The following is a 26284-nucleotide window of genomic DNA, read 5'->3' on the forward strand; positions in this document are numbered from 1 at the left end:
TAACTATGGTTAATATTTTATATAAACAGAATTCTTGCCTTTAGAAGGGGTTTTTACTCCCTCTAAAGCTTAGAAATCGTTATCCAGGGATGTAGGAGCTCTTTATTCCCATTTTGAAGAAGATGGGAATATTAGAGCAAGTAGTCATCGGATAAACAGAATTCTTGCCTTTAAAGGGGGTAGTCATCGGATAAATAAAACACTGTAATATTAGAAGTTAGAACTTTTTCGTAGTTTTTAATATTTATATATTATAAAATAAATATAATTTGAATATATGTAAGCTTATACCATGTATATTCTATATAATCCCTATTTTTCCTTTTTACACATAGGTTTGATTTTTTCTATATTTAGACAAAATATTACTTTTAATATAGTATTTTTAAAGTTACTCTATTCATATATATTAAATTAAATACTCAATGCAAAAGTTCACGCTTTTTAATAAATAAAGTAACCCTTATCAAAACTTTATTTGAAAACACAGTAAGATTTTAAACATAATTTCTTATTTCATAATAATAAACTAAAGTAGGGGAGAAAATAATAAAAGAATTTAATATATAAGTACAACTTTCTTGAAAGAATTTATATATATTAAAAAGTAAGGAATCTAGCGTAGTAACTACACTAGATATGGTAAGCAGGTGAGTTTATGAAAAGATATGTCATTGTGTGTTTAATACATGGGGAAGCCCAAGAATTTCATGAAAAGCTGGTAGGAGATGTATGTAGTAGGTTTAATTTTCGTCCTCAAAAGCTTCCTATGCATATAACATTAAAAGCCCCCTTTGAAATTGAAGATGTAAGTGAAATTTATAAGATCACTGAAGATTTTTGCTCCCATAAAAATAGATTTAACTTTATAGTTAAAGATTTTGGACACTTTAGAGATAATGTGATATTTATGGATATACCTTACTCTAAGGAGTTGTCCACACTCCATAAGGATTATATAAAAAGATTAAAAGGTATTTCTAATCTTCAGTGGAGTAAAAATGAAGGAGAAAACACTAAATTTCATTGCACTATTGTAAGTAGAAGGATAAGCCATAAGTTCAAAGAAGCCTTTGATTATGTAAATAACTATAGTCCAGAATTTAATGTGAGCTTTGATAACATCTCAATAATGGAATATAATTTTGAAACCTTCAAGTGGGATTTATATAAACAGAGTTCTTGCCTTTAGAAGGAGTTTTACTCCTTCTAAAGCTTAGAAATCGTTATCCAGGGACATGTGTGTTCTTTATTCCCATTTTGAAGAAGATGGGAATATTAGAGTGAAAACTTTGTTTTAAAATAAGCATTTCAAGTAACTCTTGGATCTTATGGTTTTTGTGCCTTTATCTTAAATATAATTTCACTTTAGAAACTTTGTAGATTAATTGACAAAGTCTTTTCCCTAAAGTAAAATTAAAATATCCATATTCAAATAATTTAAGTTAATTCTTTTATTATTTGTTTATAAAAATAAATTACCTAACAGTAAAGAATGCTCTGATCTGAAAGGGAAATAACATATGATATTTTTAGATAGAAATTTTACTATCTTTAAGTGGCATTTTGCCTTTATTTGTGTTACATTACTTTCCTTTCAGAGGAAAGTTTTTTTATTTTGTAGGGTAAATTTTTAGGAGGGTTTTTATGAGCAAAATTGCTGTTATTAGTGCTATTTTAGAGGAACCTCAAAGCTGTCAGCTAAAATTTAATCAGGTTATCTCTAGCTTTAAAGGCATTATAAAAGGAAGAATGGGTATCCCCTTTGAGGAGGATGGTATTTCTGTAATCTCTATTACCGTTGTAGGTGAACTAGATGAAATAAACAGTCTTACCGGTAAGCTTGGAAACATAGATAATGTCTATGTAAAAACCTCTATATCAAAGAAAGAGATATAACTATGGATAAAATTATAAGAAAAATAGAGTCCAATGATAAAAACATTATAAATAATATAGATACAGCTATAAAAGAAATTATAGATGAATTATATGAAAAAAATGACCTTGACGAACATAGGCTTTTATATTTGCTTAATAACATAGATGAAAAAAGTCGTGAGTATTTAACTTCTAAAGCCCATGAAAAAAGACTAAAGCATTATGGAAACAAGGTTTATCTTAGAGGGATTATAGAATTTACTAACTACTGTAAAAACAACTGCCTATATTGCGGAATCCGTGGAGAAAATAAAAATGCAGAAAGATATAGATTATCTTTAGAGGATATATTGGATTGTTGTAATTCTGGGTATAGATTAGGTTATAGAACCTTTGTGCTTCAAGGTGGCGAAGATCCTTATTATACTGATGATAAATTGGTAGAACTATTAAAAGCTATAAAAACTAATTTCCCTGACTGTGCTATTACACTGTCCATAGGTGAAAAAAGTTATGATTCCTACAAAAAGTATTATGAAGCTGGAGCTGACAGATACCTTTTAAGGCACGAAACTGCCTCTAAAAAGTTGTACCAAAGGCTTCACCCTAATATGGAACTAGAAAATAGGGTTCAATGTCTAAGAAACTTAAAGGAAATAGGTTATCAGGTTGGAGCTGGTTTTATGGTAGGTATTCCTGGACAAACCAATGAGGATTTTGTAGAGGATCTGGTGTTTTTAAAAGAGCTACAACCTCATATGGTGGGATTAGGACCTTTTATACCACATAAGGACACTATATTTAAGGATGAAAAATCAGGTACTGTGGAAACTACCGTAACCTTACTGGCTATTGTAAGAATGCTACTTCCTGATGTTTTACTTCCATCAACCACAGCCTTAGGAACTATTAGCCCAATGGGACGTGAAAAAGGTTTAAAAGCAGGTGGTAATGTAGTAATGCCAAACCTATCTCCTACCACAGTTAGAGAAAAATACATGCTTTATGATAATAAAATCTGTACAGGCGATGAGGCTGCTGAGTGTAGAAAATGTATAGAAAATAGAATAGTCAGCGCAGGGTTTTCTTTAGATTTATCTAGAGGAGATAATAACCTGTGGAGCAGAAAATAAGAATAAATAATAAGCGGAAATAACTATTAGCTTATTAATACAAAAAAATATCAAAAATAAAAATAATTTATAGATCAAAATTTAATTGGGGGGGAATTTTTAAATGTTTATAGATCATGAGTATATCGAAAATTTATTAAGAAATGCTGAAAATGCTACTAATGAAGACATAGAGAAAGTTTTAGACAAGGCCTGTAAGAAGGAAAAGCTGTCCCATGAAGATATAGCTATATTGCTTGAAATAAAAGATGAGAATCTTTTAAGTAAGATGTTTAAGGTGGCAGGTGATATAAAAAAATCTATATATGGAAACAGAATTGTAATATTTGCCCCACTTTATATAAGTGATTACTGTGTAAATAACTGTGTTTACTGTGGTTACAAGAGATGTAATGATTTTAATAGAAGAAAACTTACCCAAGAAGAAATAAAAAATGAAGTTATGATTCTAGAAAAAATGGGACATAAAAGACTTGCTCTAGAAGCAGGAGAAGACCCTGTAAACTGTGATATAGACTACATTACAGAAAGTATAAAAACTATATATTCCACTCAAAATTCAAATGGAGCTATAAGAAGAATTAATGTAAACATTGCAGCTACTACTGTAGAGAATTATAAGAAATTAAAAGCTGCTGAGATAGGAACTTATATACTTTTCCAAGAAACTTATCATAAACCTACTTACGAAAATATGCATCCTAAATGCCTAAAAGGTAATTATGAATATCATCTAACAGCCTTTGATAGAGCTATGGAAGCTGGCATAGATGATGTTGGAGCTGGTGTTCTTTTTGGACTTGCTCCTTATAAATTTGAAGTTTTAGCTTTAATGCTTCATAATGATCATCTTGAAGATGAATTTGGCGTAGGTTTCCACACTATATCAGTGCCTAGGCTTAAGAAAGCTGAGGGTATGGATCTTAAGTTATTCCCTAACTTAGTAGATGATGAAACCTTTAAAAAGATAGTTGCAATATTAAGAATCGCTGTTCCATTTACAGGGTTAATTCTATCCACAAGAGAATCTGCAAATATGAGAAAAGAAGCTATTGAATACGGCGTATCTCAAGTAAGTGCCGGTTCCTGTACAGGGGTCGGTGGCTACAAAGAACAAGAAGAAGGAAAAGATGTTAATCAATTTTCCATAGCAGATGAAAGAAGTCCTCTAGAGGTACTAAAAGGTCTTATAGATGATGGCCATATACCAAGCTACTGCACCGCTTGCTATAGGAGTGGTAGAGTAGGTGACAGATTTATGAGCCTTGCAAAATCAGGCCAAATACAGCATGTATGCCAACCAAATGCTATAATGACATTACAAGAATTTATAGAAGATTACGGTGACGAAGAATTAAAAGAAAAAGGTGAAAAATTAATTAAAGCAGAATTAAATAATGTACAAAGAGAAGATATAAAAAATAAGGTAACTGAAAACTTAGAGAAAATTAAAAAGGGTGAAAGAGATTTATTCTTCTAGGAGGCGTTATTATGAATGGTACACCAAATTCAAATAGAGTTCATATAACATTTTTAGGCAAGACTAACTCTGGTAAGTCTTCATTAATGAATGCTATTATAGGTCAAAATATATCCATTGTGTCCCCCTTTGAAGGTACCACTACAGATCCTGTAACTAAAGCCATGGAGCTTATACCTCTAGGGCCTGTTCTATTTACAGATACAGCAGGACTTGAAGATAACTCCCCTCTTGGACAGGTAAGGATAGAAAAAACCTTCAAAACTATGCTAAGCACTGATTTTGTAATTTATGTTATGGATGCAAAAGATAGGGATTATGGCTTATATGAAAAAACTCTAGAAAAAATTAATAAACACAATATTCCCCATATGGTGGTAGTAAATAAAATAGATTCAGTGAAGGAAGATAAATTGTCTGAAATAAAAAGCCATATAAAAGATGCTATTTTTGTTTCCTCAAAGAACATAGACAGCATTTTAAACCTTAAAAATAAACTAATAGAAAACTTAAATAAGCAAAAGGATGAAGATACTATTTTAGGCAACTTATTACCCTATAACAGCAAGGTCATTATGGTAATACCAATAGACTCGGAGGCTCCTAAAGGAAGGCTTATATTGCCACAGGTTCAGCTACTTCGGGACTGTTTAGACCATGGAATAAAAAGTTATGTAGTACGGGATACTGAACTTGAATCTGCCCTTCTTGATATAAAAGATGTGGATTTGGTAGTTACAGACTCCCAAGCATTTAAAAAGGTAGATGAAATAGTTCCAAAGCATATACCTCTCACAAGCTTTTCCATATTATTTGCTAATCATAAAGGAGATATAAAAACTTTTATTGAAGGAACTAAGCATATAAAAAATCTAGATGAAAACTCAAAAATACTAGTATCTGAAAGCTGTACCCACAATTATTCCCATGAGGATATAGGTAGAGTTAAAATACCAAAGATGCTAAATAAATTACTAAATAAGGAATTAAATTATGAGTTTAAAATGGCAGCAGACTTCCCAGAAGATGTAGAAAAGTACGATTTAATAATCCACTGTGGAGCCTGCATGGTGAATAAAAAAGCCATGAATTCAAAAATAATATTATGCAAAGAAAAAAATATACCTATAACAAACTATGGAATAATCCTTGCATATCTAACAGGCATATTAGATAGAAGCACTGAAATATTTCTACAAAAATAATATTATTTTGTCCTATTTAGGCTCTTTGCTATTAACTATTTTCATTATTTTATATAGGAAAGAAACTATATCTATGGAGGGGAAAGCATCCTAAAGCCTAAGTAAAAAATAAAACTGGATCTATATAGTTAAATTTCTATATAGATCCAGTGTCTTTAATTTAGAAAATTTATTTAACCCTCTGATTACCATTAAGTTAAAATGCCTTAATTCTTAGCTAGGTAGTAAGTTGTCTTAACCATCCTATTATCAGCCACATACCTTTGAAAATTCCATCCACCTAAAAATTCTTCTGTAGCCTTATATCCCTTATCATACAAGCTTTCAGCATGTTTATATGCAATATCAAAGTCCGTAGATTTTATACCCTTAGAATCAATAATTACGGTTCTCACCAAATCTTTATCTCTAATAAACCTTTCTCCATTAACATACAATGGCGCATGGATTACATCTTGTACAAATCTAAAAAAATTACAGCTACCTGTGCTGGTCTTACTATGTTTATCCTGAAGCTTTAGCCCAAAGGTAGGCCACCTTGGGACCCCTTCAACATCAAAAATCCATATTGGAAAGTTACTTAAAAGTCCACCATCTACAATACAGCTCCTAGAGGTACCATAGTTTAAAATATAAGGTGTAAAATATAGGGGTATGCTTGCACTCATCCTAACAGCTTTTGCAATTTCAAACTCTCCAGGGTCTATGTCATATTTATTTAGGTCATCTGGAAATATAACTATATCTCTCTTTGTTATATCTGATGCTATAATCTTAAGCCTACTCTTACCATTTTTCATAACATGCTTAAACTTTGTAACTTTCTTTGCTTCAAGCATTGGAGTTATCCACTTTTCTATGTTATCTCCATTGTATAATCCCTTTTCACTTAGCAGCTTAACACCTCTAAAGGGAGGAAACTTTTCATAGCATTTACCACTTTTCATAAAGGAATAATCTAAACTCTTCATAAGCTTATATAATTCATCTGCATTGTACCCTGCAACAACCAATGCAGCTACTATGGCTCCAGCAGATGTTCCCGCACACCTTTGAAATTCATAGCCATGTTTCTCTAGAGACGCCAATGCCCCAACAAAGCTAATCCCAAGAACTCCTCCACCTTCAAAAACCATATCTACCTTCATAAAATCACCTCATACTTATAATATGATTGTGAATCTTATTGGTACCTGACACAGTTTTAGGGTAAATCTTTACTCTTATAATTAATATTTAACATCCTTTAAGCATAATCCCTTTGCCTGAGCTATAGGACCTGCTTCTGATCTCTTCTTTTCATTTAGTATTTTTTCTACATCTAAAGGCTTTAAATTACCCTTACCTACTTCTAGAAGGGTTCCAGTAATAATCCTTACCATATTTAGTAGGAATCCATTTCCATTGACTTCTATTTCTATGATGCCCTTATCTTCTCTTATATCTATATAGTTAATAGTTCTAACAGTAGACTTAGTATTAGGCTTTAAGCTAGTAAAGCTTTGAAAATCATGAGTTCCAAGTAAAACTTCTGATGCTCTTCTCATTTCATCCAAATTAAGTTTATCATCAGTATGATATGTATATTTTTTATTAAATACGCTTCTAAATCTATTGTTATTTATTGTATAAACATAAGTCTTTGCCTTTACATTATATCTTGCATGGAATCTTTCACTGGTATCTTTCATAGATTTTACAACTATGTCCTCTGGTAAATATTCATACAAATAATTTAGCATCAAATCTACACTTAAATCACAATTAGTATGGAAATTTGCTATGTAATTCTCCGCATGGACTCCTGAATCAGTTCTTCCACAGCCTATTACCTGTATATCTTCTCCCGTCATTTTGGATAATACAGTTTCTATTTTATCTTGTATAGTTAAAACATTATCCTTTTGTTTTTGCCATCCTTTATATCTGCTTCCATCATATTCTATAGTCATCTTTAAATTTCTCATCTAGACCCACCTTTAATTTATTTTTTTATAAGAATCCTTTGTTTACTAAATATCCATACCATTTAACAACTCTTTAAGTTCCTTAAGTTCCTCAGCACTTAAAGTTACACCCTTACCCATCTTTTTATGCTCTGAGTCCCAGTCCCTTAAATCATATTTAGCTTCTTTATCGTTCCATGATATTAAGTTTAGTTCCTTCTTCCAACCCTTTGAGGATTCTGAAAGAGAACCTATAGATTCTTTAATTTCAAATTTTATATCTGCCATTTTATATTCACTCCTTTAAATATCTTATGTATATACGCAACCAAGGTTTGCTTTAATTTAAATTATACTATAATTCTAACCCTTTTATCCTTTTTCTATAAAAGGGTAGGATACTTATCTAAAATCATCTCATCTTTTAATATTTGAAATATCTTGTCCTCATATTAAACCCTAAGATAAGTATTTCTATAGTATAAGTCTATATGTATTTTAAAGAGCTATCAATGAAAAATTTTAATATTAGCTAGTAAGTTGGTATGCTCTAAAAAAATCTTTACTCCAATTAAAATTAGCACAACCCCTCCCAGTATTTCTGCATTTTTCTTTAGGAGTAATCCGCAGTGTTTTCCTACGAACACTCCCATAAAACAGACTACAAAAGTTATGAGTCCTATTATTATGACAGCTTGAACAATAGAAACCCTTAAAACTGCAAAACCAACACCTACAGCTAAAGCATCTATGCTAGTAGCTATGGAAAGCATAATCATGGTTTTAGTATTTAAGCACTCCCTAGGATTTTCACTATTTTCACAGACAATAGGCTCATCCTTAAAAGATTCATAAATCATCTTAGCCCCTATAAATCCTAATAAAATCAAAGCAATCCAATGATCTATCTTTGTTATGTAATCTTGAAATTTAATTCCTAAAAGCCAACCTATAAGTGGCATAACCCCCTGAAAAAGTCCAAAATAGGTTGCAGTTTTTAATGCCTCCTTCCCATTAGCATCTCCAAGCAAAATGCCATTAGTAATAGAAACCGCAAATGCATCCATAGACAGGGCAAAAGCCGTGACTATAATAGTTAATAAACTCATTTAAAAATCCCCCTTATTTAATCTGATTATTTAAGATACTTTTTAATTTAAATAACTAGATTACTTATTAAATTAATGTTTTGTAATTATACTCTAAAAAAAACAGTGTCTATGATGCCAATCCATCTAGCTTTTTAATTCTTTACTTAGATTTAATGGACCATAGACATATTTAACGCTTATATAAAGTGCAAGTACTATTTATAAATAAAAAAAGACTCATATATAGCACAAAAATACTATATATGAGTCTCATTATTTAAGACAAGCCAGACTTTATAAAGTCAATATGTTGACTATGCCACAGGAATTCCTGCCAATTACTCCCTCATAGAGTTAAATTAATATTTAATTGTGAGTCTTATGTCATAATTTCAAAACAATTACATTATACTACTTAATAGCATAAAATTCAATATGTCATTATCCTAATCCCTTTTATTTATTAAATGGTTTTCATAAAAATTATTTAATAAATCTGTATTTTATTAGAAAATATTTACATATTAAAGAGCCTATTTAAATAGAATTTAATACATTTATGAAAACCTTTTATATAGCTGTGAAAATTTTGTTGTAAAGTGTTGAATTTAACTATAAAATTAAGATACACACAATTGTTTTTTTATAAAGTAAGGTGGTATATTATGTTTCCTATTAAAAAGAAGTCTTTAATAGCTATATTAATATTTGGGATGTTGAATTTCCTTTTAAACTTATTCCCCCTTTCCCTTTATTTTTCAGTGGAGTTTATCTTTGGAAATATAGCTTCCCTACTAGCCTCTGTACTTTTCGGCCCTTGGGTTGGATTTTTTTCTTCGTTACTAGGTAACTCTATAACAATATTTTTATGGCATGACCCCTATGCAATGATTACTATGGCTCTAGAAGCACTTTTTGTTGGCTATGTTTTCAAGAAAAATTATGAATATACTACGGAGAGCATTCTTATTTATTGGTTTTTAATAGGATGTCCTTTTGGTTTTTTATACTATAGATATATATTAAATGGGGATTTAGTTTTAATCCAAATGGTGCTTCTTAAGCGATTACTAAATGAGTTAATGAACATTTCTATTGTAAATATTTTATTATTGGTAAATATAGATAAGGTTTTCAAAAAAGATTTTAAAAGAGATTTTGACTTTTTTCCTATAACTTATGTCATAAAGAACTTTTTTCTTGCTGTAACTCTAGCCTCATTATTAACTTTATCTCTAGTAGGAATTAAAAGCTTTTATAACCTATCCACTTTAAACATAAAAAACGACCTTAACAGTTATATACAAGACTTAGGCAATAAATTAAATATTTACTTTATAAAAAATCCTAATTCAGATAGTGTAAATCTTAAAAACTTTAAGTTTAATAACATAAAAAAACCAGATCATCTTATTTTCATTTTAGATAACGATAAAATAGTCTGGTCTTCTAAACATGATTTAATAGATGAAGATTTTTCTTTAGATAAAATAGAAGCTCTCTTTACTAATGCAAATTTAAAATCTAAAGTATCTAAAGCTTCTAATAATATTTTTATAGAAAATGATTCTTTTATCTTTAATGATAAGGAATATATAGTATATGCTGCCACATCAGCTACAAACTTATTTTATTATTTAAATAAAGAAACCATATTATATTTTTTATCTATAATTGTCATATTTATAACTATGATATTTTTAAGTACACTTGTTTCCGAAAAAATAGCCACACCAATTAAAAGGCTTAGTGATGCAACCCCTCATTTATTACCAGAGGATAATAAGGAGTCTCCAATCACTTCAATAAAATCTAATATAAAAGAAATTGCCACATTAATTAATAGCTTTAACCAATCTACAGAAAAGTTAATTAAATCTTATAGGTCTTTGAAAGAATCTAATGGAAAATTAAATAAAATGGTGGTTAGAGATGCCCTTACAAATTTATATAACAGACGATATTCTGGTAAGTTTTATAAAGATTTAGAAAAAAGCTTTTCAGAAAATTACAGTGTTTTAATGATGGATATCGATCATTTTAAGTCCATTAACGATAATTTTGGTCACCAAATAGGTGATGAAGTGCTAATAGTTATTGCAAATATACTAAAAAACAATTCTGATGAAAATGCTAGTGCTATAAGATATGGTGGTGAAGAATTTCTTCTCTTGCTAAAGAACTCTAATAAATCTTCTGCTGAAAAAGTAGCAGAAGAAATTCGCCATATTGTTGAAACCTACCCTTGGGATACAATCCTTAAGGACTCAAATTTTCCAGTTACCATATCTATAGGAGTGGCCTATTCTCATTATAAAGGTGAGCATATAGATGACTTGATAAGTAGGGCTGACACCTGTCTTTATGAATCAAAACAAAGTGGCAGAAATAAGATTACAGTAGAGTAAAATAAAATAATTTTAAGTTTCCAGTAGAGTTTTAAACTCCACCGGAAACTTAGAGATGTTTACCCATAAATATTTTTATACTTTTTTTCAATACTATAAAAGCCTAAAACTTTAATGTTATTTTTCTCTACTAATTCTTTTATAGCTTCTTCATCTTCTTTACTATATTCCATAGATATACCACAGCAGGTTGAAAGTTCCCTGGGTGTTGGTACTATAACATATTTTATTTTATTTGTTTTTAATACCCCTTCCAGAGCAAGTCCACTGCTATGAGAAGGAAATAAAACATAGTTTTTTATATTTCTATTTTCATAGTTGTCCATTAAAACTCATCACCTTAAATCATTTCTAAGAAAGCCTCAACTCTAGTTTTTATTTGACCTGAGTCTTCTGTGGAGTAATCTGTTTCTATGCTTATCATAGGAACTCCTGCTTCCTTTAATGCCTTTTCTACTCTGTTAGCTTCTACAGAATATGTATGGCAGAATGAAAGATTTGAATAGATAACTCCGTCTATGTTATATTCTTTTACATATCTTAATATATCCTCTATTCTTCCCTCATTTGGTGTGAAGCAAGCACAGTTTATGTTTAAATATCTATCTGCTAAATTCTTTATTAATTCTTCTATAGTTTCTCCTTCAGCCTTTACTTCATTTTCAAAATATCTAGTGCCTGTACAAGTTTCTTCTACAACAACTTCTGCTGGAAGACTTTCTATTATGCTATGAAGTTTCCAGTTAGGAATAGCCATAGGTGTTCCTGTTATCATAATTCTTTTCTTTCCTTCAGGCTTTTGAGTCTTTACTCTTTCTTCTAATTCATCGCATAATTCATTTACTTGAGTTGTAAATCTTACTGGATCATCATTAAAAGCAATTTGTGATATTAAAAGAGAATCTAACCCAGTTATTGGAGAAGGTGTTACCTTTCTTAAATCATAAAGTCTTTTAAGTGCTCTTCTCTTTTGGTTACAGACTTCTATAGCATCCTTTAAATTTTCTACAGTAATCTTATTTCCTGTAAGTTTTTCTACTTCATCTATAAATAACTTTATTTCATCCATCCACATATTATAATCTTTAGTTCTCTTCATTTGTGGAAGGTCCATTACATGTACAGGTACATAATCATTTAGTATTTCCCACGCCTTCTTTTTACCATCACAAGTAGTTTCACCAACTACCATATCACAGGATTGGAAGTAAGGGCATGTCCCACTTACCTTAGCACCAACAAAAGCTTTTATAAGAGGACAAAGATTTCTTGGCACATGTTTTTCTCCATCTTCAATCCAGAACTGTGAACCAGCACAAAGCCCTACAGATAAAGCATTTGCTGCTAATATAACCTCATCTGGTACAAAAACACAGAAGGTTCCAAGAACTTTTCCACCTTGTTTTTTATGATCTTCAAGTTCTTTTATCCTAAGACCGTGAACCTCTGAGAAAACAAAATTAAAATAATTCATTCCCTCTGGTCTGTTTTTTTGAGTTAAGTAAACACTACCAAACATTTCAGGTAAAGCTGCACAAAGTTGATCATGTTTCTCTAAATCCATATCTAAGTTTTTCCACATTTCTCTATAGTCTGCCATAATGAATCCTCCTTAAATATTAAAAATCATTAAATATATATTAAAGTTATTTAATGCTAGTTTTCTTTGTTAAAGCACCTTTTTAAAAATATAAGGCTCCTTGAAATTCTATTTTTCTAGATTACTAATATAGCTTCAAAAGAATTAATTTTTAATATTAATAGTAAGCCCTAAGTTTTAAATATTACTTTAACTTATCGCTAGTTTCTTTTGCCATAATAGCAGCGCCTATAGCTCCTGCATATCTTCCTTTAGGATTAGTCTCTAAAGTCTTTCCTAGCTTTTTTCCTAAGCTATTTATTAAATAGCTATTCTCACAAAGACCTCCACTTAGAAAATAATTCTCTGCTCTACCATGCCTTTGACATAGGGAATTTACCCTACCAGAAATAGATTCAATCACTGCAAAAGCAATATTCTCTCTTTTTTCACCACTACCTATAAGGCTTATAACCTCTGACTCTGCGAAAACCGTACACATAGAGCTAATAGTTACTCCAGATCCCTTCTTAGAGAGTTCACTCATTTCCATAATATCAAGACCTAAGGTGTTAGCCATCATCTCTAAAAATCGACCTGTTCCAGCTGCGCATTTATCATTCATGGTAAAGCTTGTAACCTTTCCATTCTCTATGGTTATTATCTTGGTATCTTGTCCACCGATATCAATTACAGTGCAGTCCTTATTTACTAAATAGTTAGCACCCTTTCCATGGCAGGTTATTTCTGTTACGGTTTTATCTGCATAAGGTACAGAAATTCGCCCGTAGCCTGTAGCCACTATATATGAATTTTCCAGGTAATTCTTCTTTTCTAGATATTCTTTTATATCCCTTGCTGTTTTCACACTGCTCCATCCTGTTGGAAGCATAAAATTTTCTATTAAAGCTTCATCACAAAATACAGCTACCTTAGAAGCTGTTGAGCCTATATCTATGCCCACATAATACATCTTCATCTTTCCTTTGTAATAAATTTATAATCTTAACTACTGATTTTTCTCTTAATTTCAAACATTTCATAATTTCAATATTCGTAAATTCATCTTCATATTATCCTGGAAGAGTAAGCGATTACTATCAAGCCATAGGCTTGGGTACTTGATTTAGAAACTCCTCTTCATCTCTTCAGATGAGTATTCGAAGAATAAACGAATACCGTCAATCCAATAGGCTTAGGTACCTGCTTAACCCATTTACACAAGATCATAGATCTTGGTTCTCTGATTAAGAAACTCTTTCTCTTTTTATCGAAGGAGTACTCGAAGAGTAAGCCATTCTCACAAGATTTTAAATCTTGGTTCTCTGCTTAAGCGACTATCACCAAATCGTAGATTTGGGGTATCTGGTTACAGTCTTAACAAACTATTACAAAAATACTGTCTCTCCGACAATTTCATTATACTTTATACACTTTTTTTCTTCTAATCGAAAAAACCTATAATGAAAACCTTTTCTATAGATAATAACTATAGCGAGGCTTTGATATAGCTAGGTTTTGAATAGGTTAATTTAAAAATGTAAAAACTTTAATGGAAAACTTATAAATATATGGCATAAATTTTAGAATATTCATTATTTTCCACGCAAAATATAACGAGTATTTTATTGATTATTGTCCTAATAAGTTATATATTTATATCTAAGGGGTTATATTATAACCTACTTTATTTAAAAGGGAGGTGTACGGTTGCAGAATATCTAATAAAATCTATAAAAATATATTTAATAATATATGTGTACCATGCGTTGTATGGGAATTTAAGCCCTCGGACTATCTTATTAATCCAAATCCTAAGTATATAAATGGCAAGATAGGGTAGGTTGAACAGGGAATTAAACAAACTTTATGGATATTTATAAAGTTCTGGCAACGGTAATTAAAATGTCTAAAATGAGCGTATCACGTCGAATTGTCACTATGGCCTTATTTATAGCCATCACTTTCGTATTATCAAGATTTTTGTCTATCCAATTTTTACCTACAATTAAAATTAGTTTTGCATTTTTGCCTATAGCTTTAAGCGCCATGCTTTTTGGCCCTGTATACGGAGGGCTAGTAGGTGCTATTGAAGATCTTATAGGTGCATTTTTAGTGCCTAAAGGACCATTTTTTCCAGGCTTTACTTTAAGTGCTTTTTTGGTAGGACTTATTTATGGATTAATACTTTATAAAAAGCCCAAAACCATAACAAGGTTCATAATTTCATCCTTACTTATAAGTGTTATAGTAAATATATTCTTAAACACTGTTTGGTTAGCGGTACTATTTAATAAAGCTTTTATTCTAATAACTCAACCTAGAATAATAAAAGCTTTAATAATGTTACCCATTGAAATAATAACCTTATCCCTTGTATGGAAATACATAGGGTCTCAGTTAGAAAATAAGGTGTAAAAATTGTAGAGCAATTTTTATAAATAATAGATATGAAAAAAGCTGTATCAAAAATTTTGATACAGCAATTTTTATTATGATCATCCGTTGTGATGGTATTTTAAAGGAAACTCATCTTCATAACTTCAGATGGTACTCGAAGAGTAAGCGACTACCATCAAACCATAGGTTTGGGTATCTGCTTAACCGACTATCACCAAATCATAGATTTGGGATACCTGCTTAGGAAACTCATCTTCATGACTTCAGATGAGTACTCGAAGAGTAAGCGACTACCATCAAGCCATAGGCTTTTGGTATCTGCTTAACCGACTCACACAAGATCATAGATCTTGGTTCTCTGCTTAGGAAACTCATCTTCATAGCTTCATATGAGTACTCGAAGAGTAAGCGACTACCATCAAACCATAGGTTTGGGTATCTGCTTAACCGATTATCACCAAATCGTAGATTTGGGATACCTGCTTAAATCCTTACACAACATTAGGGATTTTGGTTTCCTGCTTCATACTTAAATTTTTCTTTAACTTTGAAAAAAATATCAAGGTTATCCCTAAGGATAAAACTTCTGCAAAGGGTACTGTAAGCCATACTCCACTTACCCCTAGCATATTAGGTAAAATAAATAAGCCTAGCAGTATAAATACAACACCTCTGCCTAGGGATACAACTGTAGCAAGCATAGAATATTCAATGGCTTGAAAGTAGCTTCCCATAACTATATTCACTCCCATAATAATAAAGGCTATGAAGTAAAGTTGTATTCCCTTTGAAGTAATCTCCATAAGTTCTAGACTATCTTTATTAAAAAGTGAAACTATTTGTCTTGGGAAAAGCATCCCCACTAAAAAAAACATTACTCCGAAAGCAAAAGCAAAAGTGACTCCAAGCTTTAACACCTTATTAACTCTTTTCATTTCTCTCGCTCCATAGTTTACGCTTATTATAGGTTGGCTAGCCTGACAAATCCCAGTAAAAATAGCTCCACACATTAGGGATATATTTGCTATTATGCTGTATGCAGATATTCCTATGGTACCAGTTATCTTATCTAATACCATATTAAAAGCAAATATAACTACACCAGAAGAAATTTCTATTATAAAACTGGGTACTCCGTTTTTTAATATTCTTTTTAATGTACTTCCTTGAACTTTTGTCTTTACAAATCTCAAACTTCCTTTTCCTCTTATAAAATGAAAATATACTAATATAAATAAACCTATAAGAGATGCAGTAATAGTTGCAATAGCCGCCCCTCTCATTCCTAGATGAAATACCATTACAAATAACCAATCTAAAATTATATTAATAATTGTTCCAATAACAGTAGCCCACATAGCAAGTTTTGGTGCTTTATCATTTCTTATAAATACTGAAAGAGCATTTGAAATTAAAAATGAAAAGCTAAACATCATGATTACACTTAAATAATCCTTAACTAGCTTAAAGTTACTTTCTGTAGCACCTAAAAATATGCATAGCTCGTCTATAAAAACACTTCCTAAAACAGCTGTTAATGTTCCAAATACTATTGCCACTATCATAGATTGAGTAAATATTTTGTTTACCATATCCAGCCTTTTTTGTCCCATACTTATTGCCATGGCAGTAGCTCCACCTACTCCTGCTAGTAAACCTAGCGCAAATATTACATTATAAACAGGTAATGCAATATTAAGAGCCGCCAGCCCATCGCTTCCTACTCCTCTTCCTATAAATATAGTGTCAAATAAAATATACATAGATGCCACAGCAGTGGCTGCAATACTTGGACCTAAATATCTCAAAAAAAGCCTGAATACATCATCTTTTAAAAAATCTACTTTATGCTTCATATCCTGTCCTCCCCTTATGCTAATTCATAATATTGTAAAGTTTTTAAATGCCACAAGATGTATTCTAAAGGTTATAGTAACTATAATGTCAAGATATTTTTACTTAATAGGAATCTGAATCTCATTTATATACTCCTGCTTAAACTCTGAAAAGGCTGAATCTGTAATAATTAGAAAAATACCATCTCCAACTATTTCTAGATTATTTTCCTCAATCCAGCATAACAATTTTTTATAATGAATCTCCCCTATTTCACAGTCTCCTTTAAAGGCAATGGTAGCATATTTCCCTCCTGATAAAGTTTTAAGATTTTTGTCTAAATCCTCTTCTTCAAATATGAGGGCTACACTTTTATAATAATTATATTTTTTGTTTTTTAATTGATTTCTATCTATTATACAAGATATAATCCCATTAAAAAGACATAAATCATCCTTTACTAGGGCAGTCAACTCCTTTAGTCCATATTCAAAATGGATTACGCTATCTCCCTCTTCAAGGTCAAGGTAAACTATTTTCCTAGAAGGAAGTGTCTTTATGGTACATTTATCAAATATATCCTCCCTCATATATTCTTCCATAAACCTTACCTTATCCTCTATGCTCTTACATCGCCTGTTTAAAATATCTATCTCTTTTTTTATCATAATCTCCTTATGCTTTAATACATCTATCATGGAGTTTAAATTTCTTTCCTTAAAATACTTTTGAATATCCTTTAAGGGTACCCCAAGCTTTTTTAAAAATAATATAGAATCTAACTGTGCAAACTGCTCTATGCCATAGTAACGATAATTATTAACTTCATCTATATAATCCGGCTTAAATAGTCCTATTTGATCATAGTACCTAAGAGTCTGAGCTGAAATATTATGTAACTTCGCCATCTCTCCTATTAAAATTTTTGCTTTCACTAAATCACCTCAAATAACATTTTACATTTTGCTCTTTCAACCTTCTATAACAATTTTTTAAAATAAGGTATTGATGATTAAGTACCAAATCCTCAATAAAGATAATTTATGTTATAAAAAAAGATATCCTTCATAACTCAAAGCTTGAACCCCTTACATAAAAAGTTCTTCAAGAGTCATCAAAGATACCTAATGTTTATTTATACCTCTTTATATCTAAAGCAACTAGTTAAATGATCATTAATAATACCTACAGCCTGTAGATATGCATAAATTATTGTAGAACCTAAGAATTTAAATCCTCTGGCTTTTAAGTCCTTACTTATCTTATCAGAAAGTTCTGTTTTAGCAGGAGCCTGTGATATATCCTCCCATGCATTAACAATAGTTTTGTTTTCTACAAAACTCCATATGTAATTATCGAAACTACCGAATTCCTCCTGCACTTTTATAAACTGCTTAGCATTATTAATTGAAGACTCTATCTTTCTCTTATTTCTTATTATACCAGAGTTTTGTAGCAGTTCATTAACCTTATTATCATCATATTCAGCTACCTTTATATGATCAAAATCATCATAAGCTTTTCTGTAACCTTCTCTCTTTCTAAGCACAGTAATCCAGCTTAAACCTGCCTGAGCCGATTCTAATATTAAAAACTCAAAATGCTTTTTATCATCATGTACAGGAGCGCCCCATTCTTCATCATGATATCTAACATAAAGTTCATCCTCACCACACCATGGACATCTGTTCATCAAAATCCCTCCACCTTACCTTTAAATTTAGAATTAATAAATGATAATTATATAGTAACAATATTTTACCATATATCATTGGATTTTATATGATTTGTAATAAAAAACTTTTCCTATTAGGTAGAAGATAAGCCTATTAGCAGTTAACTAAAATAATAGATGGAGGTTACTCTAAAGTCCCCCATCTATTGCTTATTTGCATGATTCATTTACTTATTCTAATAATTATTTTGATTTATTCATTATAATCTTCTAGTATTTTAAAATATCTACTTTCTAACTCTTTTATAGTGCTTTCACTAGAAGATCTTTTATTTTCTAATTTATTTATCATACCTTCTACCATATCATAGCCATCTTTGGCATCATTTAAAGCATTGTTTATTTTATTTTGGACACACCAATCTACAAAAAAGTTATCAAAAAAGTAATCTGCAAAGGTAGTAAATCCACCTATATCTATATTAAAATCTAAGTCACTCCCTACATCCATTAACTCTCTTTTAAACTTATTAGCATAACGCTTTATATCATAGGCACAGTCTTTGGCTTCATTAATTTTGCTGTGTTTAGCAGCGGTACTTATAAATCCGCCTCCAACCATATCAATAACTCCCCAGCCACTGGCACTATCAAGGTTTTCTATAAGCCTGCTCATGCTACTTAGTAATGAATCTCCAGCACTTATAGCCTCCCTAATCTCTTTCAGTTCACCCCTTGATGAACCTATTTCATTTTGGATAGATTCTAGTTCCATCCTTTCCTTTGAACCCTTAGAAAGTATTTTTTCTTTATTTTCCTCTATTATTTTCTCATATTCTATTTTGCAATTATCTATTTCCCTTAAATCTCTTCTTATCTTATTTTTATCGGACTTTAAAAATTCAAGCATATTAGAGCATTCATCATACTTTGCTTTAGCCATCATATATTCATACTGCTCTTTTTCTATCTTTTCATCTTTTTTACCCATTAAAGAGTATAAAAATGAAGCTAATCCACCCTTTTCTAAATTCTCTACGTCCTTTTTTTCTTTTTGTAATATCCTCTCTAAATCCCTTAGCTTATCTTCCTGTAGCTTTATATCATCCTCTGCTCTCTTTAGTTTTGCCAATAGTTTTCCCTCACTATTTATCTTTTCCTTTAATATTAAAATTCTATTTCCTTCCATACCAAATCCCCCTTTATTTTTCTGTTGATTATAATTTCTAATGCTCCTTTTTAAGAAAACTCTTCTTCATAACTTAAGTAGGAATAAAGAGCATTTATATTCTTTAATAACTATTTCAAATATTCAGAGGGAGTCAAAACTCCATCTTAAGTCAAAAGCTCTGTTTACCAATTATATTATAAATCTTCACTACGCTTTATATTATAGATTTTCACTACACTCTATTATGGACTTTACATTTTTTTCAACCTGCTCTGGTAACTTTTGAAGAAGTGCTCTTTTAAGTAAACTAGGATTTTTCACCCCACGGGTCTTTAAGTAATCTTCAATTAAATTAACCTTCACTTCTCTATTAGCCATCAGTTGGTAAGCAATATACCAATCCTCCAGGGAAGACATAGGAATCTTAATGCCTTTTATGTCTTTAAAGTCTGTTATAGACTCTTTATCAAAGGGATATTTATAAACACCACAACTATGATTTATAGCAAAATCAGACATCACATCAATATCTATGCCCTTTATATTATATTCATAAAAATACTTAGTTGAATAAGTTCCGGAACTTTCTATTGGCTTTTTATCTCCCAGAGATTTTAATATACTGTCCAAAAGATCTATATCTTTGTTATGAACAATTATATCTATATCATTAGGACACTGTATTAGTCCATAGTGGTTTAAAACTATAGATCCCCCTACAGCCCATAATATATTTTCTTTATTTATTTTTTCTCCAATATAATAAAGAACTTCAAACAGCATAGAATTTTTCTCCTTTAATTCATTTTCAACCTTAAATTTAACCAACTCCACTTCCCCTTTTTTTATAACCTCATAGTTAAATTGAATTGGTGAGTTTACCTCCTGAAACTCCTTAATTATGGTATCTAAAACCCTTAATCTTAAATGAGAATAAATATATCCAAGCTCTGGTACCATTAATATATATTTAAGTTCCTCTAAAGATATTTCAAAGTCTTCATACTCTTTCTTTTTTTCAAGTTCTAAATAAAATATCTTAGAGTAAACACTTTTAAACTCTGGAATATAGGTTTTTGTTATGGCTTTTTTTCTTTTCTTTATTACTTTATGTTTATTTAAATCTTTATCCATTACTTATCTTCAGTGAGAGAGTGTAGTGTAAGTACCAAACTCCCACTAGATCCTCCTTTCTATTTTTTATTTTGTAATTTTAAACTTTCACATTTTATGATTTCTATTTAATATACTGTTTTTAATCTCTTCATCTTCCTTGATACTTTTTTTTTCCATCACTAACATAGCTAGCATCCTATGGTATCTTATAAAAATCACCATCACCAAATTATGGATTTAGTGATTTTCTTTAAAGTCAGAATAAAACTCATCTTCTAAGATTTATATGTAGTATTCCCTTTAATCTTACTTTGTCTAAATCTAAAAATCCTTTGATTATAATTATATCAAAAAAACCCAAAGACTCATATTAGATGAACCTTTGGGTTTAAATGATATTAATTATGAAATTACCATAATACTTTCATCTGGCACCTATTAACTATCATGTTTAAGCTAATAATTAATAAATCCCATGTGATACAAAAGTATATATTTGATATATGCAGATCTAATCTTCCAAGACTAAATCATCACCCTGATCTTTAGTATCCACATATATTACTCTAGTCTTTGTACATTTATAGCTTGTGGTCCTCTTTCTCCTTCTACCACATCAAAGGTAACCTGTTGACCTTCATGAAGATCTTTGTTATTAGACTTCTCCTTAACTTGAGAGTGATGGACAAACACATCTTTTCCATCATTTCCAGATATGAATCCATACCCCTTCTCACTATCAAACCATTTTACTATTCCTGTTATAGACATATTAAAATCCTCCTTATTATATTTCTTCTTAGTATTTGCAAAGACTCTGATAAATATTTAAGGAAATTAATAAAAGGTAGCAAAACCACCTTTTTTAAAGGGGAACTTGCTACCTTTTTTCACTTTAGAGATTTTAAAAAATCTTTATTTTCCAAATTTAACTTTAATCTAACGTTATTATAACCCTTTCACATTTCTATATATCATTAATTTTCTTACCACATCTAGGACAATAGGCGAACTCCTCCTTAGTTTTGCTACCACAATAAGGACAGTATATTACATCTATATCTGGCTTAATCCCTATATCCTCATAATTATTAGATCCAGTACTGTTATTTTTTAAATACTTATCTAAGGGGTCAGATTCCTCCTCAGGGTCTGTTATATCATATAAAGACATCCTATCCTTTCCTGTAGCATTTTTATAATTATATATGGCTTGAATTATAGCAATAACTATAAAAATCACACCAAATAAAGGAAGAGGCATTGGCGATCCTATTCGAAATGCACCTAAAGTCCAAAACACACCAAAAATTGCTGCCACGATACTCCCTATGGTATTCATTGCAGACGGCCCTCTTCCAGGCTTAATACTCTTCAACTCAATCCCCTCCCCTAAAATTATAATAAATATGAAATTTCTCATTTCCCCCTTATTAATTAGAAACTTATTATTTTTAATACTTATACTATATATTATAAATGTAAGTCCTTTAAAAGTTAACACAGATAACAAAAAAGTAAGAAACTTTTATAAGTTTCTTACTTTTGATGTACCTTGTTTAGCTTGGACTTTGGTGGTGAATTAACTTTAGAGAACCAACAGGGGTTTCCTTATCATAATTCTATAATCCTTCTGATTAAACCAGTCTTCTTTATTTTTCTGATTTATTCAACTTAAACTCCATTTCCTCAGATACACTTACATTAAATAAATAAGTTAAATTAACCTCATTTAAAAATTTATCCTGAAGTTCTTCTGTTAAGTTAATTTCATTAAGCTTATTATGGTATACCCCAACAAAAGATCTTATATCTTTTATTTCTTCAAAAACATGATAGTTTAAAGCTTCCCTATGAACCTTATAGTAGTTTTCCATAAGAGAATACATCTGTCTTCCTCCAAATAAGTCAGCCAAATATCTTGTATAAGCATGAGCTATTAGTAGCTCTGGTTGACTTTTAGACACTTCCTTTAATCTATTAACAAAAACTCCAGTAGATTTTAATGGAACCATCTCCTTTATCTTTTCACCTAAAAGTAACTCTAAGTCCTTTTCTATAGCCTTAGCTCTTTTTAATTCCTCATAAATAAATGGCTTTATCACTTCATTATCTTTATTCCTATCCATCTCCTCTTCTATGGTCTTATAAATAAAATATAAGTTGAATAGATATTCTGCATAACTATCTTTTGATGCCTTTTCAGCAAATAATCTCTTAATAAAACCAGTAGATTCAGCCATAGCATGTAGGTCCTTTGTATTTTCACGTATATTTAACATTAAGTTTTCTTTAATCATATTATTATCTCCTTTAAATGAAACTAATTATTATTGACTAGTCATTCTTGACTAATTTCATTATAGCACTTTTGACATTATAGTCAAGTATGACTATAATAAAAATTAAATCATTTATCCAGTAGACATAAGCTGGATAAATTCTTCTAAGACTCATATGCAGTAGGGTATTACCCTATTCATTCCATCTAAGTCTTAGAATCACCTTATGTTGAAAAGTTATACAATATAGAAAGGAGTTGAATTTTAATGAGAGCTTTATACTTATTAATAAATAGTATGCCTCATTAAATATAAATTATGGATGATAGACATCTTTTATTATTAGGATTATTACAATTTCAAAGTCAACACGGTTATCAAATAAACGAATTTATTGAAAATAATATGAGCTGCATACTTCCTTTAAAGAAGCCCACTGCCTATGCCATATTAAACAAGCTTCAAGAAGAAGGATATATTCAAATGAAGGAAGAACAAACAGAAAACCGCCCCACAAAAAAAGTTTTTTCTATAACAGAAAAAGGTGAGACCTTATTTTTAGAATTAATGGAAAGCAGCTTAGAAAATGTAGATGAAATCAACTTTTCTGGCGATGTTGCATTTTTATTTTTAGATAAGCTACCAAAAGAAAAAGTAATATGTTGTTTAGATAAAAGAATAGAAAAACTGGAAAAGATCATTGAAGAATATAAAACTATAACCCAAACCACCCCTAAAGGTCACAAGGGTCATAATGGTATAGCTTTTGCCATAAAAAGAAGATTAGCTTTACTAAAAGAAGACCTGTGCTGTGTGAAAAGCCTTAGGGAAAGCTTCCTTTAACACCCGATAAGTATAAATCTTCTAAATTATAAAGGAAGCCCTTTTGAGCTTCCTTTAGCTTATATCTTTTTCATATTTCAAATTAAACTGTAGTAATTATTAGTAGTTACTCTTAAATGGTTTCTGCTCTGCATAGTAGGGTGATATATCATCCTCTATTTTAGTTAATTCCTCACCATCCGCTGAAATCCCAATGATCTCAAAGGTCGAACCTTGAAATTTATTCATATATACAAGCCATATTCTTGTATCATCCGCATTAATAATTTTGGCTTCACCCTCTATATTTCTTTTCTTTTCCACAATCTTTACTTCACTAATATCAGGATTACCAATAATACCAAAGTATATTGGTAATGAGGTTTTTTCTATGTTAGGAAAATAGTTATAAGATACACCGAATGTACTGGCTACCAATTTTATATCTCCTTGGAAACCACTATAAACAGTTTTATAACCACCTATATTCTTTTTTACAAAAGCAGTTATTAAATTATCCTCACTTAAATTATTAAAAAATACTATACTCCCTCCATCAGTTTCCTCTTCATGTATAATATTTATTGGCTTTGAATCAGCAGTAGTTATTGCTTCCTCTATTGTTTTTACACCACTTTTAAATTTAATTGCTAAAAATAGTGAAATAACCATTGCACCTAAAACAATAAACCTCACTTTCTTTTTCATAAACTCTCCCCTCTTTAATTGACATTTATAATGAAAACATATATTAATTGGTTTCTTTTATATCATCACTACCACTATTAATATTGACCCTCCTTAAATGGAAATGAGCTCTGCTAAAGGTCTAGGAAAATCTAACTAATCATTAGATTAAGTCACAAGCTCTACTTCATGGTTAGTTTAACTTGATCTTTTTATGACTATTATAGGCACACCAGAAAAATATAATGGAAAGCACAAGATTTCCTGCTGCCTTAATATTAAATGGATTTAATTCTATTCCAAACCCAACTAATAAAATGAAAGCAACAAATAAACATAAATTACAAAAATAAGCAATTGTATGTCGTATATTATATTTTTCCAACCGTGGCTTAAACAAAATGTGCTCTAAACCATTGAAAATACAAGCTTTAAGGAGCATGCTCTATCAATTTTTCAAAAAACACAAATCGGGTGGAAAAATTTCAAAGAAAGCCTTTATTTTCGGTAGGTTAAAGGCTATAATGAAATTAGCGAATGGCTTAACTGCAGTGGTTGAACCTTAAGCAGAGAACCCAAATCTGCGATTTGGTGTGAGTCGCTTACTCCTTCGACAAAGAGAGAAGGAGTTTCATCAAAATCAATTGATAAATCTTTTATTAAACCTTAACATAGGATGTATTTAAATTAAAGCCAACCAGTTTTCATGGAACCATCTGGGTTGTTAAACCTTAACATAAGATGTATTCAAGCAGAGAACCCAAATCTGCGATTTGGTGTGAATCGCTTACTCCTTCGATGAAAAGAGAAGGAGTTTCATATTATAATCAACTCTTGATCTCCAAACTCCTATTGGAACATAACCCCAAAAGCCTTCAATTTAGCATTATATTTTTCCAACCTCCAATTAAACAAGACACCCCCTAAGTCATTGAAAATACAAGGTTTAAAGGGTGTTTTCTATCAACTTTTTTAAAAACACAAATCGGTTGGAAAAATTTCAAAGAAACCCTTTATTTTCAACACTTTAAAGGATATAATGAAATTAAAGAATGGCTTAACTCCAGTGGTTGAACCTTAACATAGGATGTATTTAAATTTATCCACTACACCATTGTAAACTTTTCTGATATAGTGTTGAACCTTAACATAGGATGTATTTAAATTTGTCTATATAATTTTTCACAGAATCTATTGCAGGTAGTTGAACCTTAACATAGGATGTATTTAAATGATAAGGCACTTATAATAGCTAATCGAAATGGAGACTGTTGAACCTTAACATAGGATGTATTTAAATAATGGTTCTGTTATGCTAATTATCTCAATACCGTATTGTTGAACCTCAACATATGATGTATTTAGATGGTGTTTCGCCACCATTAAGGGCGACCGATAATAGAATTCAACCTTAACATAGGATGTATTTAAGCAGAGAACCCAAATCTGTGATCTGATGTGAGTCCCTTACTCTCCGAGTACTCCTTCGATGAAAAGAGAGGGAGTTTCATTTTCTTATTAAAAATTAATGAATCTATTTAACCTTGGCAAAATAATTGAAAAAGTCTCACT

The 26284-nt window shown here is 30.6% G+C and carries 24 protein-coding genes; 8 read left to right on the top strand and 16 right to left on the bottom strand.

Annotated features, from left to right (window positions below; all coding sequences use genetic code 11):
* Positions 1-658: 658 nt before the first annotated feature.
* From KQI89_RS15785 to hydF, 5 genes are all read left to right on the top strand, one after another.
* On the top strand, positions 659-1192 hold the full coding sequence (locus KQI89_RS15785) for a 2'-5' RNA ligase family protein (RefSeq protein ID WP_216457897.1): 534 nt from the start codon (positions 659-661) through the stop codon (positions 1190-1192).
* Between the two features lie 455 nt (positions 1193-1647).
* Positions 1648-1899 carry a TM1266 family iron-only hydrogenase system putative regulator gene (locus KQI89_RS15790; protein ID WP_216457898.1) on the top strand — a complete coding sequence of 84 codons (252 nt, stop codon included), beginning with the start codon at positions 1648-1650 and terminating at the stop codon, positions 1897-1899.
* A gap of 68 nt (positions 1900-1967) precedes the next feature.
* Positions 1968-3014 carry a [FeFe] hydrogenase H-cluster radical SAM maturase HydE gene (hydE, locus tag KQI89_RS15795; protein WP_216457922.1) on the top strand — a complete coding sequence of 349 codons (1047 nt, stop codon included), beginning with the start codon at positions 1968-1970 and terminating at the stop codon, positions 3012-3014.
* A 103-nt stretch (positions 3015-3117) separates the two neighbouring features.
* Positions 3118-4494: a [FeFe] hydrogenase H-cluster radical SAM maturase HydG gene (hydG, locus tag KQI89_RS15800; RefSeq protein WP_216457899.1), complete on the top strand. Its 1377-nt coding sequence runs from the start codon at positions 3118-3120 to the stop codon at positions 4492-4494.
* Positions 4495-4505: 11 nt separating this feature from the next.
* Positions 4506-5699, top strand: a complete 1194-nt coding sequence (gene hydF, locus KQI89_RS15805) for a [FeFe] hydrogenase H-cluster maturation GTPase HydF (protein WP_216457900.1) — start codon at positions 4506-4508, stop codon at positions 5697-5699.
* 206 nt (positions 5700-5905) lie between these two features.
* On the opposite strand, the gene KQI89_RS15810 is transcribed toward hydF, so the two are convergent.
* From KQI89_RS15810 to KQI89_RS15825, 4 genes are all read right to left on the bottom strand, one after another.
* Positions 5906-6847, bottom strand: a complete 942-nt coding sequence (locus KQI89_RS15810; protein WP_216457901.1) for a patatin-like phospholipase family protein — start codon at positions 6845-6847, stop codon at positions 5906-5908.
* 81 nt (positions 6848-6928) lie between these two features.
* The gene (gene truA / locus KQI89_RS15815) at positions 6929-7666 is read right to left on the bottom strand and encodes a tRNA pseudouridine(38-40) synthase TruA (RefSeq protein WP_216457902.1); all 738 of its coding nucleotides are present in this window, start codon (positions 7664-7666) and stop codon (positions 6929-6931) included.
* A gap of 45 nt (positions 7667-7711) precedes the next feature.
* The gene (locus tag KQI89_RS15820; protein ID WP_216457903.1) at positions 7712-7933 is read right to left on the bottom strand and encodes a YdbC family protein; all 222 of its coding nucleotides are present in this window, start codon (positions 7931-7933) and stop codon (positions 7712-7714) included.
* 221 nt (positions 7934-8154) lie between these two features.
* Positions 8155-8754, bottom strand: coding sequence for a manganese efflux pump MntP (locus KQI89_RS15825; protein WP_216457904.1), 600 nt, complete (start codon positions 8752-8754; stop codon positions 8155-8157).
* A 647-nt stretch (positions 8755-9401) separates the two neighbouring features.
* Here KQI89_RS15825 and KQI89_RS15830 point away from each other — a divergent pair.
* A complete protein-coding gene (locus tag KQI89_RS15830; RefSeq protein ID WP_216457905.1) occupies positions 9402-11144 on the top strand; it encodes a diguanylate cyclase in 1743 nt (580 codons plus the stop codon).
* 59 nt (positions 11145-11203) lie between these two features.
* Here KQI89_RS15830 and KQI89_RS15835 read toward each other — a convergent pair whose 3' ends face one another.
* From KQI89_RS15835 to KQI89_RS15845, 3 genes are all read right to left on the bottom strand, one after another.
* Positions 11204-11470 (bottom strand): putative Se/S carrier protein, encoded by a 267-nt coding sequence (locus KQI89_RS15835; protein ID WP_216457906.1) that lies wholly within the window; start codon positions 11468-11470, stop codon positions 11204-11206.
* A 14-nt stretch (positions 11471-11484) separates the two neighbouring features.
* The gene (locus KQI89_RS15840; RefSeq protein WP_216457907.1) at positions 11485-12744 is read right to left on the bottom strand and encodes a double-cubane-cluster-containing anaerobic reductase; all 1260 of its coding nucleotides are present in this window, start codon (positions 12742-12744) and stop codon (positions 11485-11487) included.
* A gap of 184 nt (positions 12745-12928) precedes the next feature.
* Positions 12929-13696, bottom strand: coding sequence for an acyl-CoA dehydratase activase (locus KQI89_RS15845; RefSeq protein WP_216457908.1), 768 nt, complete (start codon positions 13694-13696; stop codon positions 12929-12931).
* Positions 13697-14592: 896 nt separating this feature from the next.
* On the opposite strand from KQI89_RS15845, the gene KQI89_RS15850 reads away from it, so the two are divergent.
* The gene (locus KQI89_RS15850; RefSeq protein ID WP_216457909.1) at positions 14593-15141 is read left to right on the top strand and encodes a folate family ECF transporter S component; all 549 of its coding nucleotides are present in this window, start codon (positions 14593-14595) and stop codon (positions 15139-15141) included.
* 473 nt (positions 15142-15614) lie between these two features.
* Here KQI89_RS15850 and KQI89_RS15855 read toward each other — a convergent pair whose 3' ends face one another.
* The 8 genes from KQI89_RS15855 to KQI89_RS15890 all read right to left on the bottom strand — a co-directional run bounded on the left by KQI89_RS15855 (position 15615) and on the right by KQI89_RS15890 (position 23221).
* Positions 15615-16979, bottom strand: a complete 1365-nt coding sequence (locus tag KQI89_RS15855) for an MATE family efflux transporter (protein ID WP_216457910.1) — start codon at positions 16977-16979, stop codon at positions 15615-15617.
* Between the two features lie 99 nt (positions 16980-17078).
* Positions 17079-17894, bottom strand: a complete 816-nt coding sequence (locus tag KQI89_RS15860) for a MerR family transcriptional regulator (protein WP_216457911.1) — start codon at positions 17892-17894, stop codon at positions 17079-17081.
* 200 nt (positions 17895-18094) lie between these two features.
* Complete coding sequence (locus KQI89_RS15865) at positions 18095-18652, bottom strand: DNA-3-methyladenine glycosylase I (protein WP_216457912.1); 558 nt, start codon at positions 18650-18652, stop codon at positions 18095-18097.
* Positions 18653-18887: 235 nt separating this feature from the next.
* Positions 18888-19823: a coiled-coil domain-containing protein gene (locus KQI89_RS15870; protein ID WP_216457913.1), complete on the bottom strand. Its 936-nt coding sequence runs from the start codon at positions 19821-19823 to the stop codon at positions 18888-18890.
* Between the two features lie 201 nt (positions 19824-20024).
* Entirely contained in the window at positions 20025-20939 is a 915-nt protein-coding gene (locus KQI89_RS15875) for a RepB family plasmid replication initiator protein (RefSeq protein WP_216457914.1), read from the bottom strand.
* A gap of 543 nt (positions 20940-21482) precedes the next feature.
* Entirely contained in the window at positions 21483-21692 is a 210-nt protein-coding gene (locus tag KQI89_RS15880) for a cold-shock protein (RefSeq protein WP_032123068.1), read from the bottom strand.
* 196 nt (positions 21693-21888) lie between these two features.
* Positions 21889-22299 (bottom strand): zinc ribbon domain-containing protein, encoded by a 411-nt coding sequence (locus KQI89_RS15885; RefSeq protein WP_216457915.1) that lies wholly within the window; start codon positions 22297-22299, stop codon positions 21889-21891.
* A gap of 274 nt (positions 22300-22573) precedes the next feature.
* Complete coding sequence (locus KQI89_RS15890; protein WP_216457916.1) at positions 22574-23221, bottom strand: biliverdin-producing heme oxygenase; 648 nt, start codon at positions 23219-23221, stop codon at positions 22574-22576.
* Positions 23222-23521: 300 nt separating this feature from the next.
* Here KQI89_RS15890 and KQI89_RS15895 point away from each other — a divergent pair, with 300 nt between their 5' ends.
* Complete coding sequence (locus KQI89_RS15895; protein WP_216457917.1) at positions 23522-24046, top strand: PadR family transcriptional regulator; 525 nt, start codon at positions 23522-23524, stop codon at positions 24044-24046.
* Positions 24047-24145: 99 nt separating this feature from the next.
* Here the strand turns inward: KQI89_RS15895 and KQI89_RS15900 are convergent, their stop codons facing one another.
* Entirely contained in the window at positions 24146-24733 is a 588-nt protein-coding gene (locus KQI89_RS15900; RefSeq protein WP_216457918.1) for a hypothetical protein, read from the bottom strand.
* Positions 24734-26284 lie beyond the last annotated feature (1551 nt).

This window comes from Clostridium simiarum (assembly GCF_018919175.1).
Classification (GTDB): domain Bacteria; phylum Bacillota; class Clostridia; order Clostridiales; family Clostridiaceae; genus Clostridium_L; species Clostridium_L simiarum.